The 16,241-nt window shown below is 63.5% G+C and carries 16 protein-coding genes and 1 tRNA gene; 8 read left to right on the top strand and 9 right to left on the bottom strand.

From position 1 onward, the window contains the following. Window positions 1–44: 44 nt before the first annotated feature. Window positions 45–962, bottom strand: a complete 918-nt coding sequence (locus AAG793_RS08055) for a YicC/YloC family endoribonuclease (protein WP_341906511.1) — start codon at window positions 960–962, stop codon at window positions 45–47. Between the two features lie 70 nt (window positions 963–1,032). On the opposite strand from AAG793_RS08055, the gene AAG793_RS08050 reads away from it, so the two are divergent. The 6 genes from AAG793_RS08050 (at window position 1,033) to AAG793_RS08025 (ending at window position 5,893) form a co-directional block, all read left to right on the top strand. Continuing rightward, entirely contained in the window at window positions 1,033–2,040 is a 1,008-nt protein-coding gene (locus AAG793_RS08050) for a serine/threonine-protein kinase (protein WP_341906509.1), read from the top strand. Continuing rightward, on the top strand, window positions 2,037–2,939 hold the full coding sequence (locus AAG793_RS08045) for a protein phosphatase 2C domain-containing protein (protein ID WP_341906507.1): 903 nt from the start codon (window positions 2,037–2,039) through the stop codon (window positions 2,937–2,939). Before AAG793_RS08050 ends, AAG793_RS08045 begins: the two co-directional genes overlap by 4 nt. Before the next feature lie 121 nt (window positions 2,940–3,060). Then, window positions 3,061–3,795 (top strand): ribonuclease PH, encoded by a 735-nt coding sequence (rph, locus tag AAG793_RS08040; protein ID WP_341906505.1) that lies wholly within the window; start codon window positions 3,061–3,063, stop codon window positions 3,793–3,795. A 50-nt stretch (window positions 3,796–3,845) separates the two neighbouring features. Further along, window positions 3,846–4,454 (top strand): non-canonical purine NTP pyrophosphatase, encoded by a 609-nt coding sequence (locus AAG793_RS08035; protein WP_341906502.1) that lies wholly within the window; start codon window positions 3,846–3,848, stop codon window positions 4,452–4,454. Beyond that, entirely contained in the window at window positions 4,445–5,635 is a 1,191-nt protein-coding gene (gene hemW / locus AAG793_RS08030) for a radical SAM family heme chaperone HemW (RefSeq protein ID WP_341906500.1), read from the top strand. Before AAG793_RS08035 ends, hemW begins: the two co-directional genes overlap by 10 nt. A gap of 24 nt (window positions 5,636–5,659) precedes the next feature. After that, window positions 5,660–5,893 (top strand): hypothetical protein, encoded by a 234-nt coding sequence (locus AAG793_RS08025; RefSeq protein WP_341906498.1) that lies wholly within the window; start codon window positions 5,660–5,662, stop codon window positions 5,891–5,893. 60 nt (window positions 5,894–5,953) lie between these two features. Here the strand turns inward: AAG793_RS08025 and AAG793_RS08020 are convergent. From AAG793_RS08020 to AAG793_RS07985, 8 genes are all read right to left on the bottom strand, one after another. After that, window positions 5,954–6,043 (bottom strand) — tRNA-Ser (locus tag AAG793_RS08020). Between the two features lie 82 nt (window positions 6,044–6,125). After that, window positions 6,126–6,782 carry an urease accessory protein UreG gene (gene ureG / locus AAG793_RS08015; protein WP_341906496.1) on the bottom strand — a complete coding sequence of 219 codons (657 nt, stop codon included), beginning with the start codon at window positions 6,780–6,782 and terminating at the stop codon, window positions 6,126–6,128. Window positions 6,783–6,828: 46 nt separating this feature from the next. Next, window positions 6,829–7,536: an urease accessory UreF family protein gene (locus AAG793_RS08010; RefSeq protein WP_341906494.1), complete on the bottom strand. Its 708-nt coding sequence runs from the start codon at window positions 7,534–7,536 to the stop codon at window positions 6,829–6,831. A gap of 11 nt (window positions 7,537–7,547) precedes the next feature. Next, complete coding sequence (gene ureE, locus AAG793_RS08005; RefSeq protein ID WP_341906492.1) at window positions 7,548–8,207, bottom strand: urease accessory protein UreE; 660 nt, start codon at window positions 8,205–8,207, stop codon at window positions 7,548–7,550. 27 nt (window positions 8,208–8,234) lie between these two features. Further along, window positions 8,235–9,953 (bottom strand): urease subunit alpha, encoded by a 1,719-nt coding sequence (gene ureC, locus AAG793_RS08000; RefSeq protein ID WP_341906491.1) that lies wholly within the window; start codon window positions 9,951–9,953, stop codon window positions 8,235–8,237. 169 nt (window positions 9,954–10,122) lie between these two features. Next, window positions 10,123–10,428, bottom strand: coding sequence for an urease subunit beta (locus AAG793_RS07995; RefSeq protein ID WP_341906489.1), 306 nt, complete (start codon window positions 10,426–10,428; stop codon window positions 10,123–10,125). 16 nt (window positions 10,429–10,444) lie between these two features. Continuing rightward, window positions 10,445–10,624, bottom strand: a complete 180-nt coding sequence (locus tag AAG793_RS07990; RefSeq protein ID WP_341906488.1) for a hypothetical protein — start codon at window positions 10,622–10,624, stop codon at window positions 10,445–10,447. Between the two features lie 115 nt (window positions 10,625–10,739). Beyond that, entirely contained in the window at window positions 10,740–11,042 is a 303-nt protein-coding gene (locus AAG793_RS07985) for an urease subunit gamma (RefSeq protein WP_341906486.1), read from the bottom strand. Between the two features lie 367 nt (window positions 11,043–11,409). On the opposite strand from AAG793_RS07985, the gene AAG793_RS07980 reads away from it, so the two are divergent. Together AAG793_RS07980 and AAG793_RS07975 are read left to right on the top strand one after the other, a co-directional pair. Beyond that, window positions 11,410–14,874: an ATP-binding protein gene (locus AAG793_RS07980; protein ID WP_341907665.1), complete on the top strand. Its 3,465-nt coding sequence runs from the start codon at window positions 11,410–11,412 to the stop codon at window positions 14,872–14,874. After that, window positions 14,858–15,940 (top strand): response regulator transcription factor, encoded by a 1,083-nt coding sequence (locus tag AAG793_RS07975; RefSeq protein WP_341906484.1) that lies wholly within the window; start codon window positions 14,858–14,860, stop codon window positions 15,938–15,940. Before AAG793_RS07980 ends, AAG793_RS07975 begins: the two co-directional genes overlap by 17 nt. Window positions 15,941–16,241: the final 301 nt, after the last annotated feature.

Genomic DNA, 16,241 nt, shown 5'->3' with positions numbered 1-16,241 from the left:
TTGATTTTATAGTGAATCGAAGTCGTGAGCGAATCGCTGACGCATCATTCGATGTTCTGAACCTGTTCGCGGATCTGCTCGATCAGGACTTTCATGTCCACCGAAATGCGGGTCAGCTCCAGCGAGGCCGATTTGGAGCCCAGTGTATTGGCTTCGCGGTGCAGCTCCTGAATCAGGAAGTCCAGCCGCTTGCCCAGCTCGCCGCCGGCAGCCAGCAGGCGGTCGATCTCGTCGAGATGGGACGACAGCCGCGTGATCTCTTCGGCCACGTCGATGCGGATGGCAAACGCCGTGGCCTCGGTGAGTGCGCGGTCTTGCGCCACTTCGGGCAAGGTACCACTGCCACCCAGCGCCATGGCGTCTTTCCAGCGCTCCAGAAAACGCGTCTTCTGCTGCTCGACCAGTTGGGGGACCATGGGCACGGCCGCTTCAGCGAGCGCCCGCAAGCGCGCCGTACGGTCGCGCAGCATCTCGGCCAGACGCGCCCCTTCGCGCTCGCGGGCGGCCAGCAGGTCCTTCAGGGCCTTTTTGCACAGCTTGAGCAGTTCGTCACTGTGATCGTGAGGCTTTTTGTCTTCATTGGTGGCAATCCGCAGGATGTCGGCCACGCTCAGGCCGGCCGCCTGGGGCAGCCATGACTTGATGCTGTCTTCCAGCGAGCCCAGTTTTTGCAGCGTGGCGGAAGAGGGCGCGCGCAACTCGCTGGCGGAGGCGCTTTCCAGCCAGACCCGCAGCTCGACCTTGCCGCGCTTGAGCTTGGTGGTCAGCATTTCCCGCAGGGCCGGTTCAGTCTGGCGCAGTTCGTCGGGCAGGCGGAACGACAGGTCCAGAAAGCGGCTGTTGACGGACCGCAGTTCCACCCCCAGGCGGGCGCTGCTATCCGGTGCGGCGCCGTTGTCTGCCGTGGACGATGCAGTACCTGATTGCACCGTCGAGTAACCCGTCATGCTATAAACTGCCATAGGAGAATCCGCTTCAGGGTTGAGAAATAAAAACACGCGGCGACAGCGTCGCCTTGGCACATCAGGAACTATGTCAAAGGTCAAGCCCGCACCGTTGCCGCCGGATACCGTGATCGGTGGCTATCGTGTTGTACGAAAGCTGTCCGCAGGTGGGTTTGGCGTAGTTTACTTGGCCGTCGACAACGAAGGCCAGCAAGTCGCCATCAAGGAATACCTGCCGTCATCGCTGGCGTCGCGCTCTCCCGGGGAGCTGCTGCCCCAGGTGCAACCCGACAAGCTATCGCTGTACCGCCTCGGACTCAAGAGTTTCTTTGAGGAAGGGCGCTCGCTGGCGCAGATCTCTCACGGTTCGGTGGTCAGCGTGCTGAACTTCTTCCGCGAGAACGAGACCGTCTACATGGTCATGAACTACCTGGAAGGTGGCACGCTCCAGGATTTCATCATCACCGCACGCGAGCTGAAAAAGCAGAAGGTGTTCCGGGAGTCCACCATCCGCTCCCTGTTCGACGAGATCCTGCGCGGGTTGCGCATCGTGCATCAGCACAAGATGCTGCATCTGGACATCAAGCCGGCCAACATCTTCATCACCGACGACAACCGCGCCGTGATGATCGACTTCGGCGCCGCGCGCGAGGTGCTGAGCAAAGAGGGCAACTTCATCCGCCCGATGTACACCCCCGGCTTTGCCGCCCCCGAGATGTATCGGCGCGACTCATCGATGGGCCCGTGGACCGACATTTACGCCATTGGCGCCTGCATCTACGCCACCATGCAGGGCTATCCGCCCAACGACGCACCCCAGCGGCTGGAGAAAGACCGGCTCTCGCTTGCCTTGTCGCGTCTGCGCGGCGTGTATTCGGACAACCTGATCGAAGTGGTCGAGTGGTGCATGTCGCTTGATCCGCTGTCGCGCCCGCAATCGGTGTTTGCGCTGCAGAAAGAGCTCAGCCGCGAGGGCGAGCGGCGCTACACGAAGCTCACGGTCAGCGAAAAAGTCCGCCTGCAATTCGACAACATGGTGTCTGACACCAAGAAAACGGCACGCAAGGCCACCGGCTTGGCGACGCGATTCAAATGAAGTTCTCGGTCTTTCAGGTCAGCCGCAAAGGGGGCCGCGAGAAAAACGAAGACCGCATGGGCTACTGCTACACGCGGGAGTCGGGCCTGTTCGTGCTGGCCGACGGCATGGGTGGCCACCCGGAGGGCGAAGTGGCGGCCCAGCTGGCGCTGCAAACCATCTCTGCGTTGTATCAGAAGGAAGCACGTCCGGTCATTGAAGACACGGCCGAGTTCCTGTCGGTGGCGCTGATGGCGGCCCACCACCAGATCATCCGTTATGCCAGCGAAAAAGGCATGCTCGACACCCCGCGCACCACGCTGGTCGCAGCGATTTTGCAGGGCACCGGTGCGACCTGGGTGCACTGCGGTGATTCGCGTCTGTATGTGGTGCGCGACGGCGAGCTGCTCACGCGCACCCGCGACCATTCGTATCTTGAACAGCAGAGCGCGGGTGTGATCAAGCTCGAGCGCATCAACCGCAACATCCTCTTCACCTGCCTCGGCTCGCCCACCAAACCGGTGTTTGACGTGACGGGCCCGGTCACGCTGCAGCAGGGCGACAAGCTTCTGCTGTGCTCCGACGGCCTTTGGGGCAGCCTGAGCGACGCCGAGATCGTGCGGCAGCTTTCAGGCAAAAGCGTGTCCGATGCGGTGCCTGACCTGGTCGAAAACGCCCTACGCGCCGGCGGTGAGCACAGCGACAACGTGACCGTGCTGGCCATGGAGTGGGAAACGCCCGACGCCTTTGAATCCACCCGCGGCGTCTCGACCGACAGCATCATGGATGGCGTGTTTGCCTCCACCATCCAGGCCGGCGTGCTGGACACCGGCGTCGATGAACTCGACGAAGCGGCCATTGAACGCTCCATCGCCGAGATCAACGAGGCGATTCGCCGGTCGGCAGCCCGCAAAATCTGACCCAGCCTTTTTCGGCGTGGCCGCATTCGGCGCATCACGGCATTCCCCAGCGGGCACCGTGCACTGAGCCCTTCTTCTTCCGTTTTATGATTCCGGCCTTGTTGCCAGAAAGTCCATTCCCATGAGCCAGTTCCAACGAAGCAGCGCGCGCGCGCATGACGCCCTGCGCCCCGTGCAGATCACCCGACACTACACCGTGCACGCCGAGGGCTCGGTACTGATCGAGTTTGGTGGCACCAAGGTGCTGTGTACCGCATCCGTCGAAGAAAAGGTGCCCGGTCACAAGAAGGGCAGCGGCGAAGGCTGGGTCACCGCCGAATACGGCATGCTGCCGCGCGCTACCCACACCCGCAGCGACCGCGAGGCCGCCCGCGGCAAGCAGAGCGGCCGCACGCAGGAAATCCAGCGCCTCATCGGCCGGTCCATGCGCTCGGTGTTTGATTTGAAGAAGCTTGGCGAGCGCACGATCTACCTCGACTGCGATGTCATTCAGGCCGACGGCGGCACCCGCACCGCCAGCATCACGGGCGCTTTTGTCGCCGCGCAGGATGCCGTCAATGCACTGCTGGTCAGCGGGAAGCTGACCGAGTCGCCGATCACGCAACACGTAGCCGCCATTTCGGTGGGTATCGTTCAGGGCGTGCCACTGCTGGACCTGGAGTACACCGAAGATTCGGCCTGCGACACTGACATGAATGTGGTGATGACCGGCGCCGGGCACTATGTCGAAGTGCAGGGCACGGCAGAAGGCGCAGCCTTCTCGCGCAAGGAGATGGACCAGCTTTTGCAGCTGGCTGAAAAAGGTATCTCCGAGCTGATCGACCTGCAAAAGCAGTCTTTGTCCAAAACCAGATGACCACGTGAAGACGGGCGCCCTTTGAATGAGCCAACCGGTACACACAACGCATGAAAATCGTTCTCGCCTCCAACAACAAGGGCAAACTCGCCGAGCTCAAGGCTATGCTCGCGCCGCTGGGCTTCGAACTGGTCAGCCAGGCGGAGCTGGGCCTGCCTGAAGCTGAGGAGCCCTTCCGCACCTTTGTGGAGAACGCGTTGGCGAAGGCGCGACAGGCCTCACGCCTCAGCGGCCTGCCTGCCTTGGCTGACGACGCAGGTTTGTGCGTCGATGCTTTCGGTGGCCTGCCCGGTGTGGACACGGCCTACTACGCCACACAGTTTGGTTATCCCAAGGGTGACGACAACAACGTCAAGGCCTTGCTGGAGCAGATGGCCCATCTGCGCGAACCCGCACAGCGCCGCGCCGCACTGGTGAGCACGCTGGTGGCCGTGCGTTCGGCAGAAGACCCCGAGCCGCTGATTGCATCGTGCCGCGTGGTCGGGCAGATTGCCCCCGAGCCGGTGGGGAGCAACGGCTTTGGGTTTGATCCGGTGATGTACATCCCCGAGTTCGGCCAGACTTTTGCGCAATTGCCAGTCGAGGTGAAAAACGCCAACAGCCATCGGGGCAGGGCGACGCAGCTCATGATCGCGTTGATGCGTGAGCGATGGCTGTGAAAGACATTCAGCACTACATGCGCCCCGGCACCCTGCAGCTGGGCGCGTTGCCGCCGCTGTCGCTCTATGTGCACCTGCCCTGGTGCCTGAAGAAGTGCCCCTATTGCGATTTCAATTCGCATGAGGTCGCTGGAGTGATGCCTGAGCAGCGCTATGTGGATGCGGTGGTGGCTGACCTGGAGGCAGCGCTGCCGCTCATCTGGGGCCGGCCGGTGCACAGCGTCTTCGTTGGGGGCGGCACCCCCAGCCTGTTTTCGCCGCAGTCCATCGACCGTTTGCTGGGTGACATTCGCGCTCGCCTGCGCCTCACGCCCGACTGCGAGATCACGCTGGAAGCCAACCCCGGCACCTTCGAGAAAGACCGTTTCCGCGCCTTTCGCAGCGCCGGCGTGACTCGCCTTTCAGTGGGTGTGCAGAGCTTTGACGATCAGCACCTGAAGGCGTTGGGCCGGGTGCATGACCGTGCGCAGGCGATTGCGGCGGTGGAAGAGGCCGCACAGGCGTTTGACACCTTCAACCTCGACCTGATGTATGCCTTGCCCGGCCAGAGCATGGAGCAGCTGACGCAGGATGTGCAGCAGGCGCTGGCGCTGCAGCCACCGCATCTGTCGATTTACCACCTCACCATCGAGCCCAACACCTACTTCGCGAAGTTCCCTCCGGTGGTGCCCGAGGAAGACACGGCCTACGCCATGCTCGATCGCATCACCGAGATGACCGAGACCGCCGGTCTGGCGCGCTACGAGGTGTCGGCCTATGCGCGGTCAGCCCACCGATGCTTTCACAACCTCAACTACTGGCAGTTTGGGGATTATCTGGGCATAGGCGCCGGTGCCCACAGCAAATTGAGCTTTGCCCATCGCGTGGTGCGCCAGGTGCGTTACCGTGAGCCCAAGCTCTACATGGAGCAGGCGCTGGCGGACAACGCCGTCACGCAGGAAAACGAAGTCAGCCGCGCCGACCTGCCGTTTGAATTCATGCTCAACGCGCTGCGCCTTCGCGATGGTTTCAGTCTGCAGGACTTTGCTGAAAAGACCGGCTTGTCGATGACCGCGATCCAGCGCGGTCTGGACGAAGCCGAGCGCAAGGGCCTGATTGAACGTGACTTCGTGCGCGTGAAACCCACGGTGCGCGGGTTTGATTTCCTGAACGATTTACAGTCCCTGTTTCTGGCCGATTGACGGCACGCCTGCCCCACGCAACACATGGAAATCCAGAACATCCTTCTCCTGCTGACCACCTGCGCCATCAGCTTTCTGGTGGGGCGGGCCATCAAGAACTCGCGCCAGAAAAAGCGGCAGGCAGAGGCGGAAGCCCGCCGCCTGGAAATCCTGCGCAACAAGCCGCCAGAGCCTGAATCGCTGAACAAGGCCAAGCGCAAGCGGCAGTTGCGCGAGATAAAAGCTGGCGGACAGGGTGAAGTGAAAAACGGGCGCTGAACGTTGGGGTGCACCAGGTTGAGGGGATTTGACTGTGGCCGCACGTTGCGGCAACCCCTGTGGCGGAAGCGGTGAGATTCGAACTCACGGAGGACTTGCATCCTCGGCAGTTTTCAAGACTGCTGCATTCAACCGCTCTGCCACGCTTCCGAAGCCTGAATTTTAACCGCAGGGCGCGGGGCGACTTGGCAGGGGTCCAAAATAAGCGCTGAAGGTCACCAGTCGTCATGCCTTAGGCTACAGCCAGCATGCCTTTGGTCTCGATGAAGGCAATCACCTCGGCCAGCCCGGCCTGCGTCTTGAGATTGGTCATCACAAACGGTTTCAGACCCTTGGGTGTGGTGCGCATGCGGATGGTGTCCGCTTCCATCACGCCCAGATCAGCACCTACATAAGGCGCCAGATCGGTCTTGTTGATGACAAACAGGTCGCTCTTGGTGATGCCCGGGCCGCCCTTGCGCGGAATCTTTTCACCGGCGGCGACGTCGATCACGTAGATGGTGAGATCGCTCAGCTCGGGGCTGAAGGTGGCAGCCAAGTTGTCGCCACCCGACTCTACAAACACCACATCCGCATCGGGAAAATCCTCCAGCATGCGGTCAATTGCTTCCAGGTTGATGGAGGCGTCTTCGCGGATGGCGGTGTGCGGACAGCCACCGGTTTCCACGCCCATGATGCGTTCGGCATCGAGTGCGCCGCTCACGGTGAGCAGGCGCTGGTCTTCCTTGGTGTAGATGTCGTTGGTGATGGCCACCAGGTCGTATTTGCTTTTCATGGCCTTGCACAGCATTTCGAGCAGTGTGGTTTTACCTGAGCCCACCGGCCCGCCGATGCCCACGCGCAGTGGCGGCAGTTTTTTGGTGCGGTTGGCAATGTGGTGCATGCTCATCAGAAAATCCTTGAAAGGGGTGGGGCGCTGCTTGATCTGCGGCTGTTCATGAGCGGAACAGCCGTGAATACTGGGTCTCGTGCTGTGACGACAGGATGGCGAGTATCGGGGCAAACGCCTGGCGGTCGTCGTCCTGAAGTTCAAGTGCCGTATCAACCGCTGCAGGAATCTCCCGGCTCAGCCGCGCCAGGATGCGCTGGCCTGCGCTCTGACCCAGTGGTACCGACTTGAGCGCAGCCTGCATCATGTTCTCGGCCCAGCCGAAGGCGTAGGTTAGCAGGCAGTCGCGTACGCTGGCGCTGGTGGGCGAGGCGGCGAGCGCGAACGCGACAGGGTAGGTCGGTTGCATCGCTGCACAGTTGTCAATGTGCTCGGCGTTGGCGCCGTCGTGGTTGCGCAGCCATTCCAGCAAGGAGCGACCCATCTGCTCGGTCTGCGCGCGCAGCTCGCTGGTTTCACGGGTCTGCAGCACCCAGGCGTTGAGCTGTTCAATGCGCGGCAGGTCGGCGCGCCGCCACGCGGGAATCGCCTGCGCGATCACCGCCAGATCGGCCCGTGTGAGTGACAGGTGCAGCTGGTCAGCCAGCCAGTCACTGGCCGCCTGTTCGGTGGCGACACCCGCCCGCTCGACGGCCATCTCCAGACCTTCCGAATAGGAGAAGCCACCCACCGGCAGCGCGGGCGAGGCTAGCCAGATGAGCTGGAGCAGGCTGGAAGCCGAGGTGTCGGAAGTGGTTGGCAGGGGCGCGTGCATGCCGCAGGCCCCTAGTGCGCGTGCGGCGTGGAAGGCTTGCGCGGATGGATCGTGATGGCGACTGGCTTTGCGTCGTGCGAATGCCCGTGGTCGTGTCCATGGTCGTGATTGCAGTCCGGGCCGTGCACATGGGGCTTGGCTGTGACTGTCGTTGACGCAGTGTGTTCGTCGTGGGCGTGATTGTGGTGCGCGTCCCCGTGCGCGTGGCTGTGGCCACCCGCGCTGTAGGCACCGCCCTCAGGCTCAAAGGCCTCGTTCACTGCATTCACGATGAGGTGCATGCTCTGCAGCATCTCGGCCAGCACATGGTCGGGCTCGATCTTCAGGTGGTCGGGTTGGAGCTCGATCGGCACATGCCGGTTACCGAGGTGATAGGCGGCGCGGGTCAGGTCAAACGGCGTGCCGTGCTGGGCGCAGTGGGTGATGCGCAGCACCGGCTGCGGCGCGGCTATCACGCGCACCATGGAGCCATCTTCGGCCACCAGCACATCGCCGCCACGCACCAGAGTGCCGCGCGGCAGGAACACGCCGAGGTGGCGGCCTGCAGAGTCGGTGGCGTCGAACCGGCTTTTCTGGCGCACGTCCCAGTCAAGCTCCACCGTGGTGGCGCGTTTGAGGAGCACGGGCGCCAGACCGGCGCCGCGCGGGACAACTTTGGAGACTTGGAGCATCAGGTGATACGGAGAAGGCGATGGGGTTCAGAACAGGAAGTAGCGCTGCGTCATCGGCAGGCTGCGCGCCGGCTCGCAGGTGAGCAGCTGTCCGTCGGCGCGCACCAGGTAGGTTTGCGGGTCGATTTCCATTTTCGGCGCATAGGCATTGTGGACCATGTGGCGCTTTTGCACGCCACGAATGTTCTTCACCGCGCTCAGTGTCTTGGCCAGACCAAACTGCTGCTGGATGCCCGCGGCCATGCCTGCCTGCGACACAAAGGTGAGCGAGCCTTTGGCGATGGCGCCTCCAAATCCGCCGAACATGGGCCGGTAGTGCACTGGTTGCGGTGTGGGAATGGAGGCATTCGGGTCGCCCATGGCCGCCAGTGCAATGAAGCCGCCCTTGAGCACCAGCGCCGGCTTGATGCCGAAGAAGGCTGGCTTCCAGACCACCAGATCGGCCCACTTACCGACCTCGATGGAGCCCACCTCGTGCGAGATGCCGTGGGCCAGTGCCGGGTTGATGGTGTACTTGCTGATGTAGCGCTTGACGCGGAAGTTGTCGTGGCGCTCCGTATCGTCAGGGAGCTTGCCGCGCTGGCTTTTCATCTTGTGCGCGGTCTGCCAGGTGCGGATGATGACCTCGCCCACCCGGCCCATGGCCTGGCTGTCGGAACTCATCATGCTGATCGCGCCCAGGTCGTGCAGGATGTCTTCCGCCGCAATGGTTTCCTTGCGGATGCGGCTTTCGGCAAAGGCCAGGTCTTCGGCAATCGCCGCATCGAGGTGGTGGCACACCATCAGCATGTCCACATGCTCATCGAGCGTGTTCACGGTGTAGGGCATGGTGGGGTTGGTGGACGACGGCAGAAAGTTCTGCTCGCCCACCACCCGCAGGATGTCCGGCGCATGACCGCCACCCGCGCCCTCGGTGTGAAAGGCGCACAGCGACCGGCCCTTGGTGGCAGCAATGGTGTTCTCGACAAAGCCCGACTCGTTGAGCGTGTCGCTGTGAATGGCAACCTGCACATCGGTTTCTTCGGCCACATCCAGACAGTTGCTGATGGCCGACGGCGTGGTGCCCCAGTCTTCGTGCAGCTTGAGGCCAATCACGCCGGCGTTGATCTGCTCATGCAGCGCGGCTGGCAGGCTGGCATTGCCTTTGCCCAGAAAGCCGAGGTTCATGGGGAACGCATCGGCCGACTGCAGCATGCGCTCGATGTTCCACGGGCCTGGCGTGCAGGTGGTGGCAAAGGTGCCGGTGGCCGGGCCGGTGCCGCCGCCCAACATGGTGGTGACGCCCGAGGTGAGCGCTTCCTCGATCTGCTGCGGGCAGATGAAGTGGATGTGCGAGTCAATGCCGCCGGCGGTGACGATCATGCCTTCGCAGCTGATGACTTCGGTGCCGGGGCCGATGATGATGTCCACGCCCGGCTGGGTATCGGGGTTGCCGGCCTTGCCGATGGCGGCAATGCGCCCGCCCTTCAGGCCAATGTCGGCCTTGACGATACCCCAGTGGTCGATGATGAGCGCATTGGTCATCACGCAGTCCACAGCACCTTGTGAACGTGTGTGTTGCGACTGCGCCATGCCGTCGCGGATGGTCTTGCCACCGCCGAATTTCACTTCTTCGCCGTAGCTGCCGGCGCGCAGGGTGTAATCGGCCTCGACCTCGATCACCAGATCGGTGTCGGCCAGCCGCACGCGGTCACCGGCTGTGGGGCCAAACATTTCCGCGTAGGCGCGGCGGTCTATGGTTGCCATCAAAGGTCTCCCGCAGGGCCGCCCCAAGGGAGAGCAGCGCCCCCTCGGGGGGCAGTGAATACACGAAGTGATGAACGTGGGGGCATCAATCCTCCCGCAGGGCTGCCCCAAGGGAGAGCAGCGCCCCCTCGGGGGGCAGTGAACACACGAAGTGATGAACGTGGGGGCATCAAATCTTTCCTTGGACGAGGCCACGAAAGCCGTAGATTTTTCGTTCGCCGGAAAAGTCCACCAATTCGACGGTTCGTTGTTGCCCGGGCTCGAAGCGCACGGCAGTTCCGGAGGCGATATTCAGCCGCATGCCGCGGGCAGCGCTGCGGTCAAAGTCCAGTGCGGCGTTGGTCTCTGTAAAGTGGTAATGCGAGCCGACCTGCACCGGACGGTCAGCGGTATTGCGAACCACCACGGTCAGCGTGCGGCGACCGGTGTTGAGCGGGTGCTCGCCGGCATCGGTGATGATTTCGCCTGGGGTCATGGTTGCCTCGACTGCGTTATTTGCGCGAGAACCAGACGGCTGCCAGTGCCAGCACGCCGACCAGCACGAAACCCAGCGTGTCGGTGGCATGCCAGTGCGTGCCAGCAAGACCATGGCCGTCGTGGGCCGAGGCGCCCACGGCTGCAGTCATGAGGGTTGTGATGAATGCGCTGCGGTAGATAGTGTGGGTTTTCATGCAGTCCTCGCAATGTGGTTAGTGGTCTGTGCAAGTGCCGGCGCGGAACCGGCTCTGCCGGGCCGCAGCTGGCGCCCCCTCGAGGGGGAAGCGCCGAAGGCGCTACGGGGGTGTCTCATAGTATGGGTTGATGGACGGTGACCAGCTTGGTGCCGTCTGGAAACGTGGCCTCCACCTGGATGTCGGGAATCATCTCGGCGATGCCGTCCATCACGTCGGCACGGGTCAGCACATTGCGGCCTGAACTCATCAGCTCGGCGACGGTCTGGCCATCGCGTGCGCCTTCCATCACGGCCGCGCTGATGAGGGCGACCGCCTCGGGGTAATTCAACTTGAGTCCGCGCGCGCGGCGGCGTTCGGCCAGCAGCGCTGCCGTGAAGATCAGCAGCTTGTCTTTTTCGCGTGGGGTCAGTTCCATGGGGCTTTCCGGGTCTCGTGCGCTGCGGGTGGGCTGCCGGATCGAGTGCGGCGATCGCTACCGGCTTGCAGGAATGGTGCCACAAGAAGCGGGCGCCACCAAGGCGCCGAAAGGCGTATGGCCGTCCCTCGGCCGTCCCCTCTGCCTCTGTGTGGCACGGAATCTGCACCTTGAAGCGAATTCACACCCTGCCGCGATGTCCCATCCACCCATGGACTCACCCGTCCTGCCCCTGCCGCCCGCCAGCGGAACCGAGGCGCCGGTACGGGCTGCCTCCGCAGCGGGTGGGAGCCACGAGCCCGAAGCGGCCGTGCAGCGCATCATCAAGGTCCGGCGTGACTACAACAGCTGGGTGGCCAGCGAGACCATGGAAGATTACGCGCTGCGCTTCACGCCGCAGCGCTTTCGCAAATGGTCCGAATGGCGGGTAGCCAACACCGCTTTTGGAGCGGCCTCGTTCCTGATTCTGGAGGCGGTCGGCGCCACCTTGCTGGTGAAGTACGGCTTTGCCAATGCCTTCTGGGCCATCATGGCCACCGGGCTCATCATCTTCCTCGCAGGGCTGCCGATCAGCGTGTACGCCGCCCGCTACGGGGTGGACATGGACCTGCTCACTCGTGGCGCGGGCTTTGGCTACATCGGCTCCACGCTGACCTCGCTGATCTACGCGTCCTTCACCTTCATTTTTTTTGCGCTGGAGGCCGCCGTGATGGCCTATGCGCTGGAACTGGCGTTAGGCATTCCGCCAACTTGGGGTTACCTGATCTGCGCGCTGGTCGTGATCCCGCTGGTGACGCACGGCGTGTCGGCCATCAGCCGGCTGCAGGTGTGGACGCAGCCACTCTGGCTGATCATGCTGGTGGTGCCCTTCGTTTATGTGCTGATGCGCGATCCGGGCGCTTTTGCAGGTGTGCTGCACTACGGTGGGGAGAAAGGGCAGGGCGCGGAGTTCAATCTGCACTTGTTTGGTGCGGCGTTGACGGTGGGCATTGCCCTGATCACGCAGATGGGTGAGCAGGCCGACTACCTGCGCTTCATGCCAGTGCAGACACGCGCCAACCGCTACCGCTGGTGGGCGGGCGTGCTGACGGGCGGGCCGGGCTGGGTGATTCTGGGCGTGGTGAAGATGCTGGGCGGCGCATTTCTGGCCTATCTGGCCATTTCCAACATGGTGCCGGTCGACCGGGCCGTGGACCCGAACCAGATGTACCTGGCGGCCTATGAATACGTCTTCCCGAACTACGGCCTGGCGGTGGCTGCCACTGCGATTTTTGTGGTGGTGTCGCAGCTCAAGATCAACGTGACCAATGCCTACGCGGGCTCGCTGGCGTGGTCCAACTTTTTCTCGCGCATCACACACAGCCATCCGGGCCGGGTGGTGTGGGTGGTGTTCAACACGCTGATCGCCTTCATGCTGATGGAGATGAATGTGTTCCAGGCACTGGGCGATGTGCTGGGGCTGTACTCCAACATCGCCATCGCCTGGATCATGGCGGTGGTGGCTGATCTGGTCATCAACAAACCGCTGGGCCTGTCGCCCAAGGGCATCGAGTTCAAGCGCGCCCACCTGTACGACATCAACCCGGTGGGTGTGGGTGCGATGGTGCTGGCTTCGGTGCTGTCCATCACCGCACACTTGGGCATGTTCGGCCCGCTGGCGCAGGCGTTCTCGGCGGTGATCGCGATGGGTACGGCCTTTGTCACGGCGCCGCTCATTGCCTGGGCCACGCGTGGTCGGTATTACATCGCACGAGACAGCGACCCCTACGTTCGGCATGGTGTGCCATCGCCATCTGTTGAGGGGGCTGCTCCGCCCTGGGGTGGTACGGCGGCAGGCGAGGGTGTCTACAAGCGCTACACGACCCAGCAGTGCGTGATCTGCGAGCGTGCGTACGAGGGGCCCGACATGGCCCATTGCCCGGCCTATCAGGGGCCGATCTGCTCGCTGTGCTGCACGCTGGACGCGCGCTGCGGCGATCTGTGCAAGCCGCACGCGAGTCTCTCGGCGCAGTGGTCGGGCGCGCTGCGCTGGTTGCTGCCGCGCCGCATCTGGCCTTACCTCGACACGGGCCTCGGCCACTTCCTGCTGTTGATGCTCATCATCGTGCCGCTGCTGGCCAGCGTGTTCGGGTTGCTGTATCACCAGGAGATGGGGGCTTTCGGTCTGGGCGTGGAACTGGGTGAATCCGAGGCGGCACTGCGCTCGGGCTTTCTGAAAGCCTACATGGCGCTGCTGGTGATTGCCGGGCTGGTGGCCTGGTGGCTGGTGTTGGCCCACAAGAGCCGGCAGGTGGCGCAGGAAGAATCGAACCGGCAAACCCACTTGCTGATGCGCGAGATCGAATCGCACCGCCAGACCGATGAAGCCCTGCAACAAGCCAAGCGCGTCGCCGAAGAAGCCCGCCACCATGCCGATCAGGCCAACCAGGCCAAGAGCCGCTACATCAGCGCCATCAGCCACGAGCTGCGCACGCCGCTCAACAGCATTCTGGGTTACGCGCAGCTGATGGGTGAAGACGCCGCCATTCCGCCGCACCGCCAGCAGGCGGTTGGTGTCATCAAGCGCGGTGGCGAGCATTTGCTGTCGCTGATCGAAGGCACGCTGGACATTGCCCGCATCGAGGCCGGCAAGCTCACGCTGAACGTCAAGCCCATGCTGTTTTCCGACTGCGTGCACGAGATGGCGGGCATGTTCGAGCTGCAGGCGGCGGCCAAGGGGCTGGGCTTTGTGTTCGAGTCCAGCGGTACGCTGCCCGAGCTGGTGCGTGCTGATGAGAAGCGTGTGCGCCAGATCCTCATCAACCTGCTGGGCAATGCCATCAAGTTCACCGCGCAGGGAAAAGTGACGTTCCGCCTGCGCCATGCACGCGAGATGGCCTACATTGACATTGAAGACACCGGCCCCGGCATGAGCGCCGACGAACTGGCGCAGATCTTCGAGCCGTTTGCACGCGGCGCCACAGCAGGCCACAGCGCCGAGGGCACACCCGGCGCGGGCCTGGGCCTGACGATCGCGAGGATGCTCACCGACCTTATGGGCGGCGAGATGACTGTGAGCAGCACGCCGGGCGTGGGCTCGGTGTTCAAGGTGCGCCTCTTTTTGCCTGAGGTGCATGTCACGCCCGGCACGCTGAAAGACGCACTGCCGCCGCCGGTGCGACGCAAACCCGCCGGTTACCAAGGCGTGCGCCGCAAGCTGCTGGTGGTTGACAACGAAGAGGCCGACCGTGAACTGCTGGTGCAACTGCTGGAGCCCATGGGTTTTGAGCTGCGCACGGCCGCCAGCGGCCACGACTGCCTTGATCTGCTGGCGGCAGGCTACAAGCCCGATGTGATCTTTATGGATCTGGCGATGCCCGGCATTGATGGCTGGGAAACGCTGCGCCGCATCCGCAGTGCCGGGCATGCCGACATCCACCTTGCCGTGGTTTCCGCCAACGCGTTTGACAAGGGACTTGAGAACAACGTCGGCATTCCACCCGAGGACTTCATCCTCAAGCCGGTCCGCCACACCGAACTGATCGACTGGCTGGAGCGGCGGCTGACGCTGGTGTGGCACCATGACGCTGGCCTCACAAGCGCAGCTGATGCGGTAGTCAGCAAGGCCCCGGCCCGCGTGCTGCCCGACGCGGCGCAGATGGCGGCCCTGCTGGAGGTGGTGAATCTGGGCTTTTACCGCGGCATCATGAACAAGCTCGCAGACATCGAATCCGCGCAACCCGCGACTGCCGCCTTTGTGGAAGAGATGCGGACGCTGGCGCGGCAGTTCCGTTTCGAGGCCATGGGCCGCCAACTCACACCGACGGAGGCCAGCCATGGGCAAGGTGCTTGATCCGGCCGCGATCCGGGAGCAGGCGCGCCGAAACGGAAGCGGGCTGGACCACACGCTGGACCGCGCCAACAGCGATGTGGTGCTGATCGTCGACGACGTGCCCGACAACCTCTCGGTGCTGCACGACGCGCTCGATGAATCTGGCTACACCGTGCTGGTGGCCACCAGCGGCGAGGCGGCCCTGCAGCGCGCCCGCCAAGCGGTGCCCGACATCGTGCTGCTCGACGCCATGATGCCCGGCATGGATGGCTTCGAAGTGGCCAAGCGGCTCAAGGCCATGGCCGAGACCGCGCATATTCCCATCATCTTCATGACCGGCCTCACCGAAACCGAATACCTGGTCGCGGCGCTGGAAGCCGGCGGCGTGGACTACGTCACCAAGCCCATCAAGCCCAAGGAGGTGATGGCCCGCATGGGCGTGCACCTGCAGGGCGCGCGGCGGGCGCGGCAGGAGGCCCGGCAGGCTGGCCAGGCCCGCAATGCGCTTGATGCGTTCGGATACGCCAGCATCACGGTGCGCATGACGGGCACTGGCGATGCCAACGATGGCCGCATCACCTGGCAGACCCCGCTGGCCCGTGACCTGCTGCTGCGCTACTACGGCACCTCGGCGCCGCAAACACCTGAGCCAGTGCTGGCCTGGATGCGTCGCCACATGGCCGACGCTGCGCAGCAGATCGAGCCGCCGCGCCTGTCGGTCGACCTGGGGTCACGCCGCCTGACGTTTCGTCTGCACCGCCAAACTGGAGATGGCGAGGACATGGCGGCGTCTGGCGCCAGCCACACCGGCGACTGGTTGATCGTGATGCGCGAGATCTCTGACGATGCGGTGGTGGAGGCCATGAGCCTGAGCTTCAAGCTCACCGCGCGCGAGGCCGAGGTGCTGTACTGGGTGGTCAAGGGCAAGATCAACCGCGACATTGCCGACATCCTGGGCGCCAGCCCAGCCACCGTCAAAAAGCATCTGGAGCGGGTTTATGTCAAGCTGGGCGTGGAAACCCGCACCGCGGCGGCTGGCATGGCCATGAACCGCATCCGGCAATTGCACCCGCAGTTTGAGGGCTGAGCCGGAGGGGCTTCAGCCCGGCCTGATCCCGCCCCGGGGGCTGTCAAGCAGCGGCACCCGTCTCCCGGGTACAATAGGGGCTTCGGTAACGCTTCAGCGTTTTAGATCGAGGCTGCTTCTCACGCGGCCTCCTTGTCAAATGCGGTGCTTCTCAGAGCCCGATTCCACAGTGCCTTCAGTGACTCTCACGCATTGAATACCCTCAGCACTGTTCCGTATTCCGGCGAGCACTCCCCCCAACAGTGCCCACTCCAGGCTCAACCAGCCCAGCCCCGCAAGGGCCTGGCGGGTGAACACCGAA

It is taken from the genome of Polaromonas sp. YR568 (assembly GCF_943372955.1).
Taxonomy (GTDB): Bacteria; Pseudomonadota; Gammaproteobacteria; order Burkholderiales; family Burkholderiaceae_C; genus Polaromonas.
The sequence above is the reverse complement of the archived record's forward strand: the minus strand, read 5'-3'. Positions and strand labels throughout refer to the sequence as shown.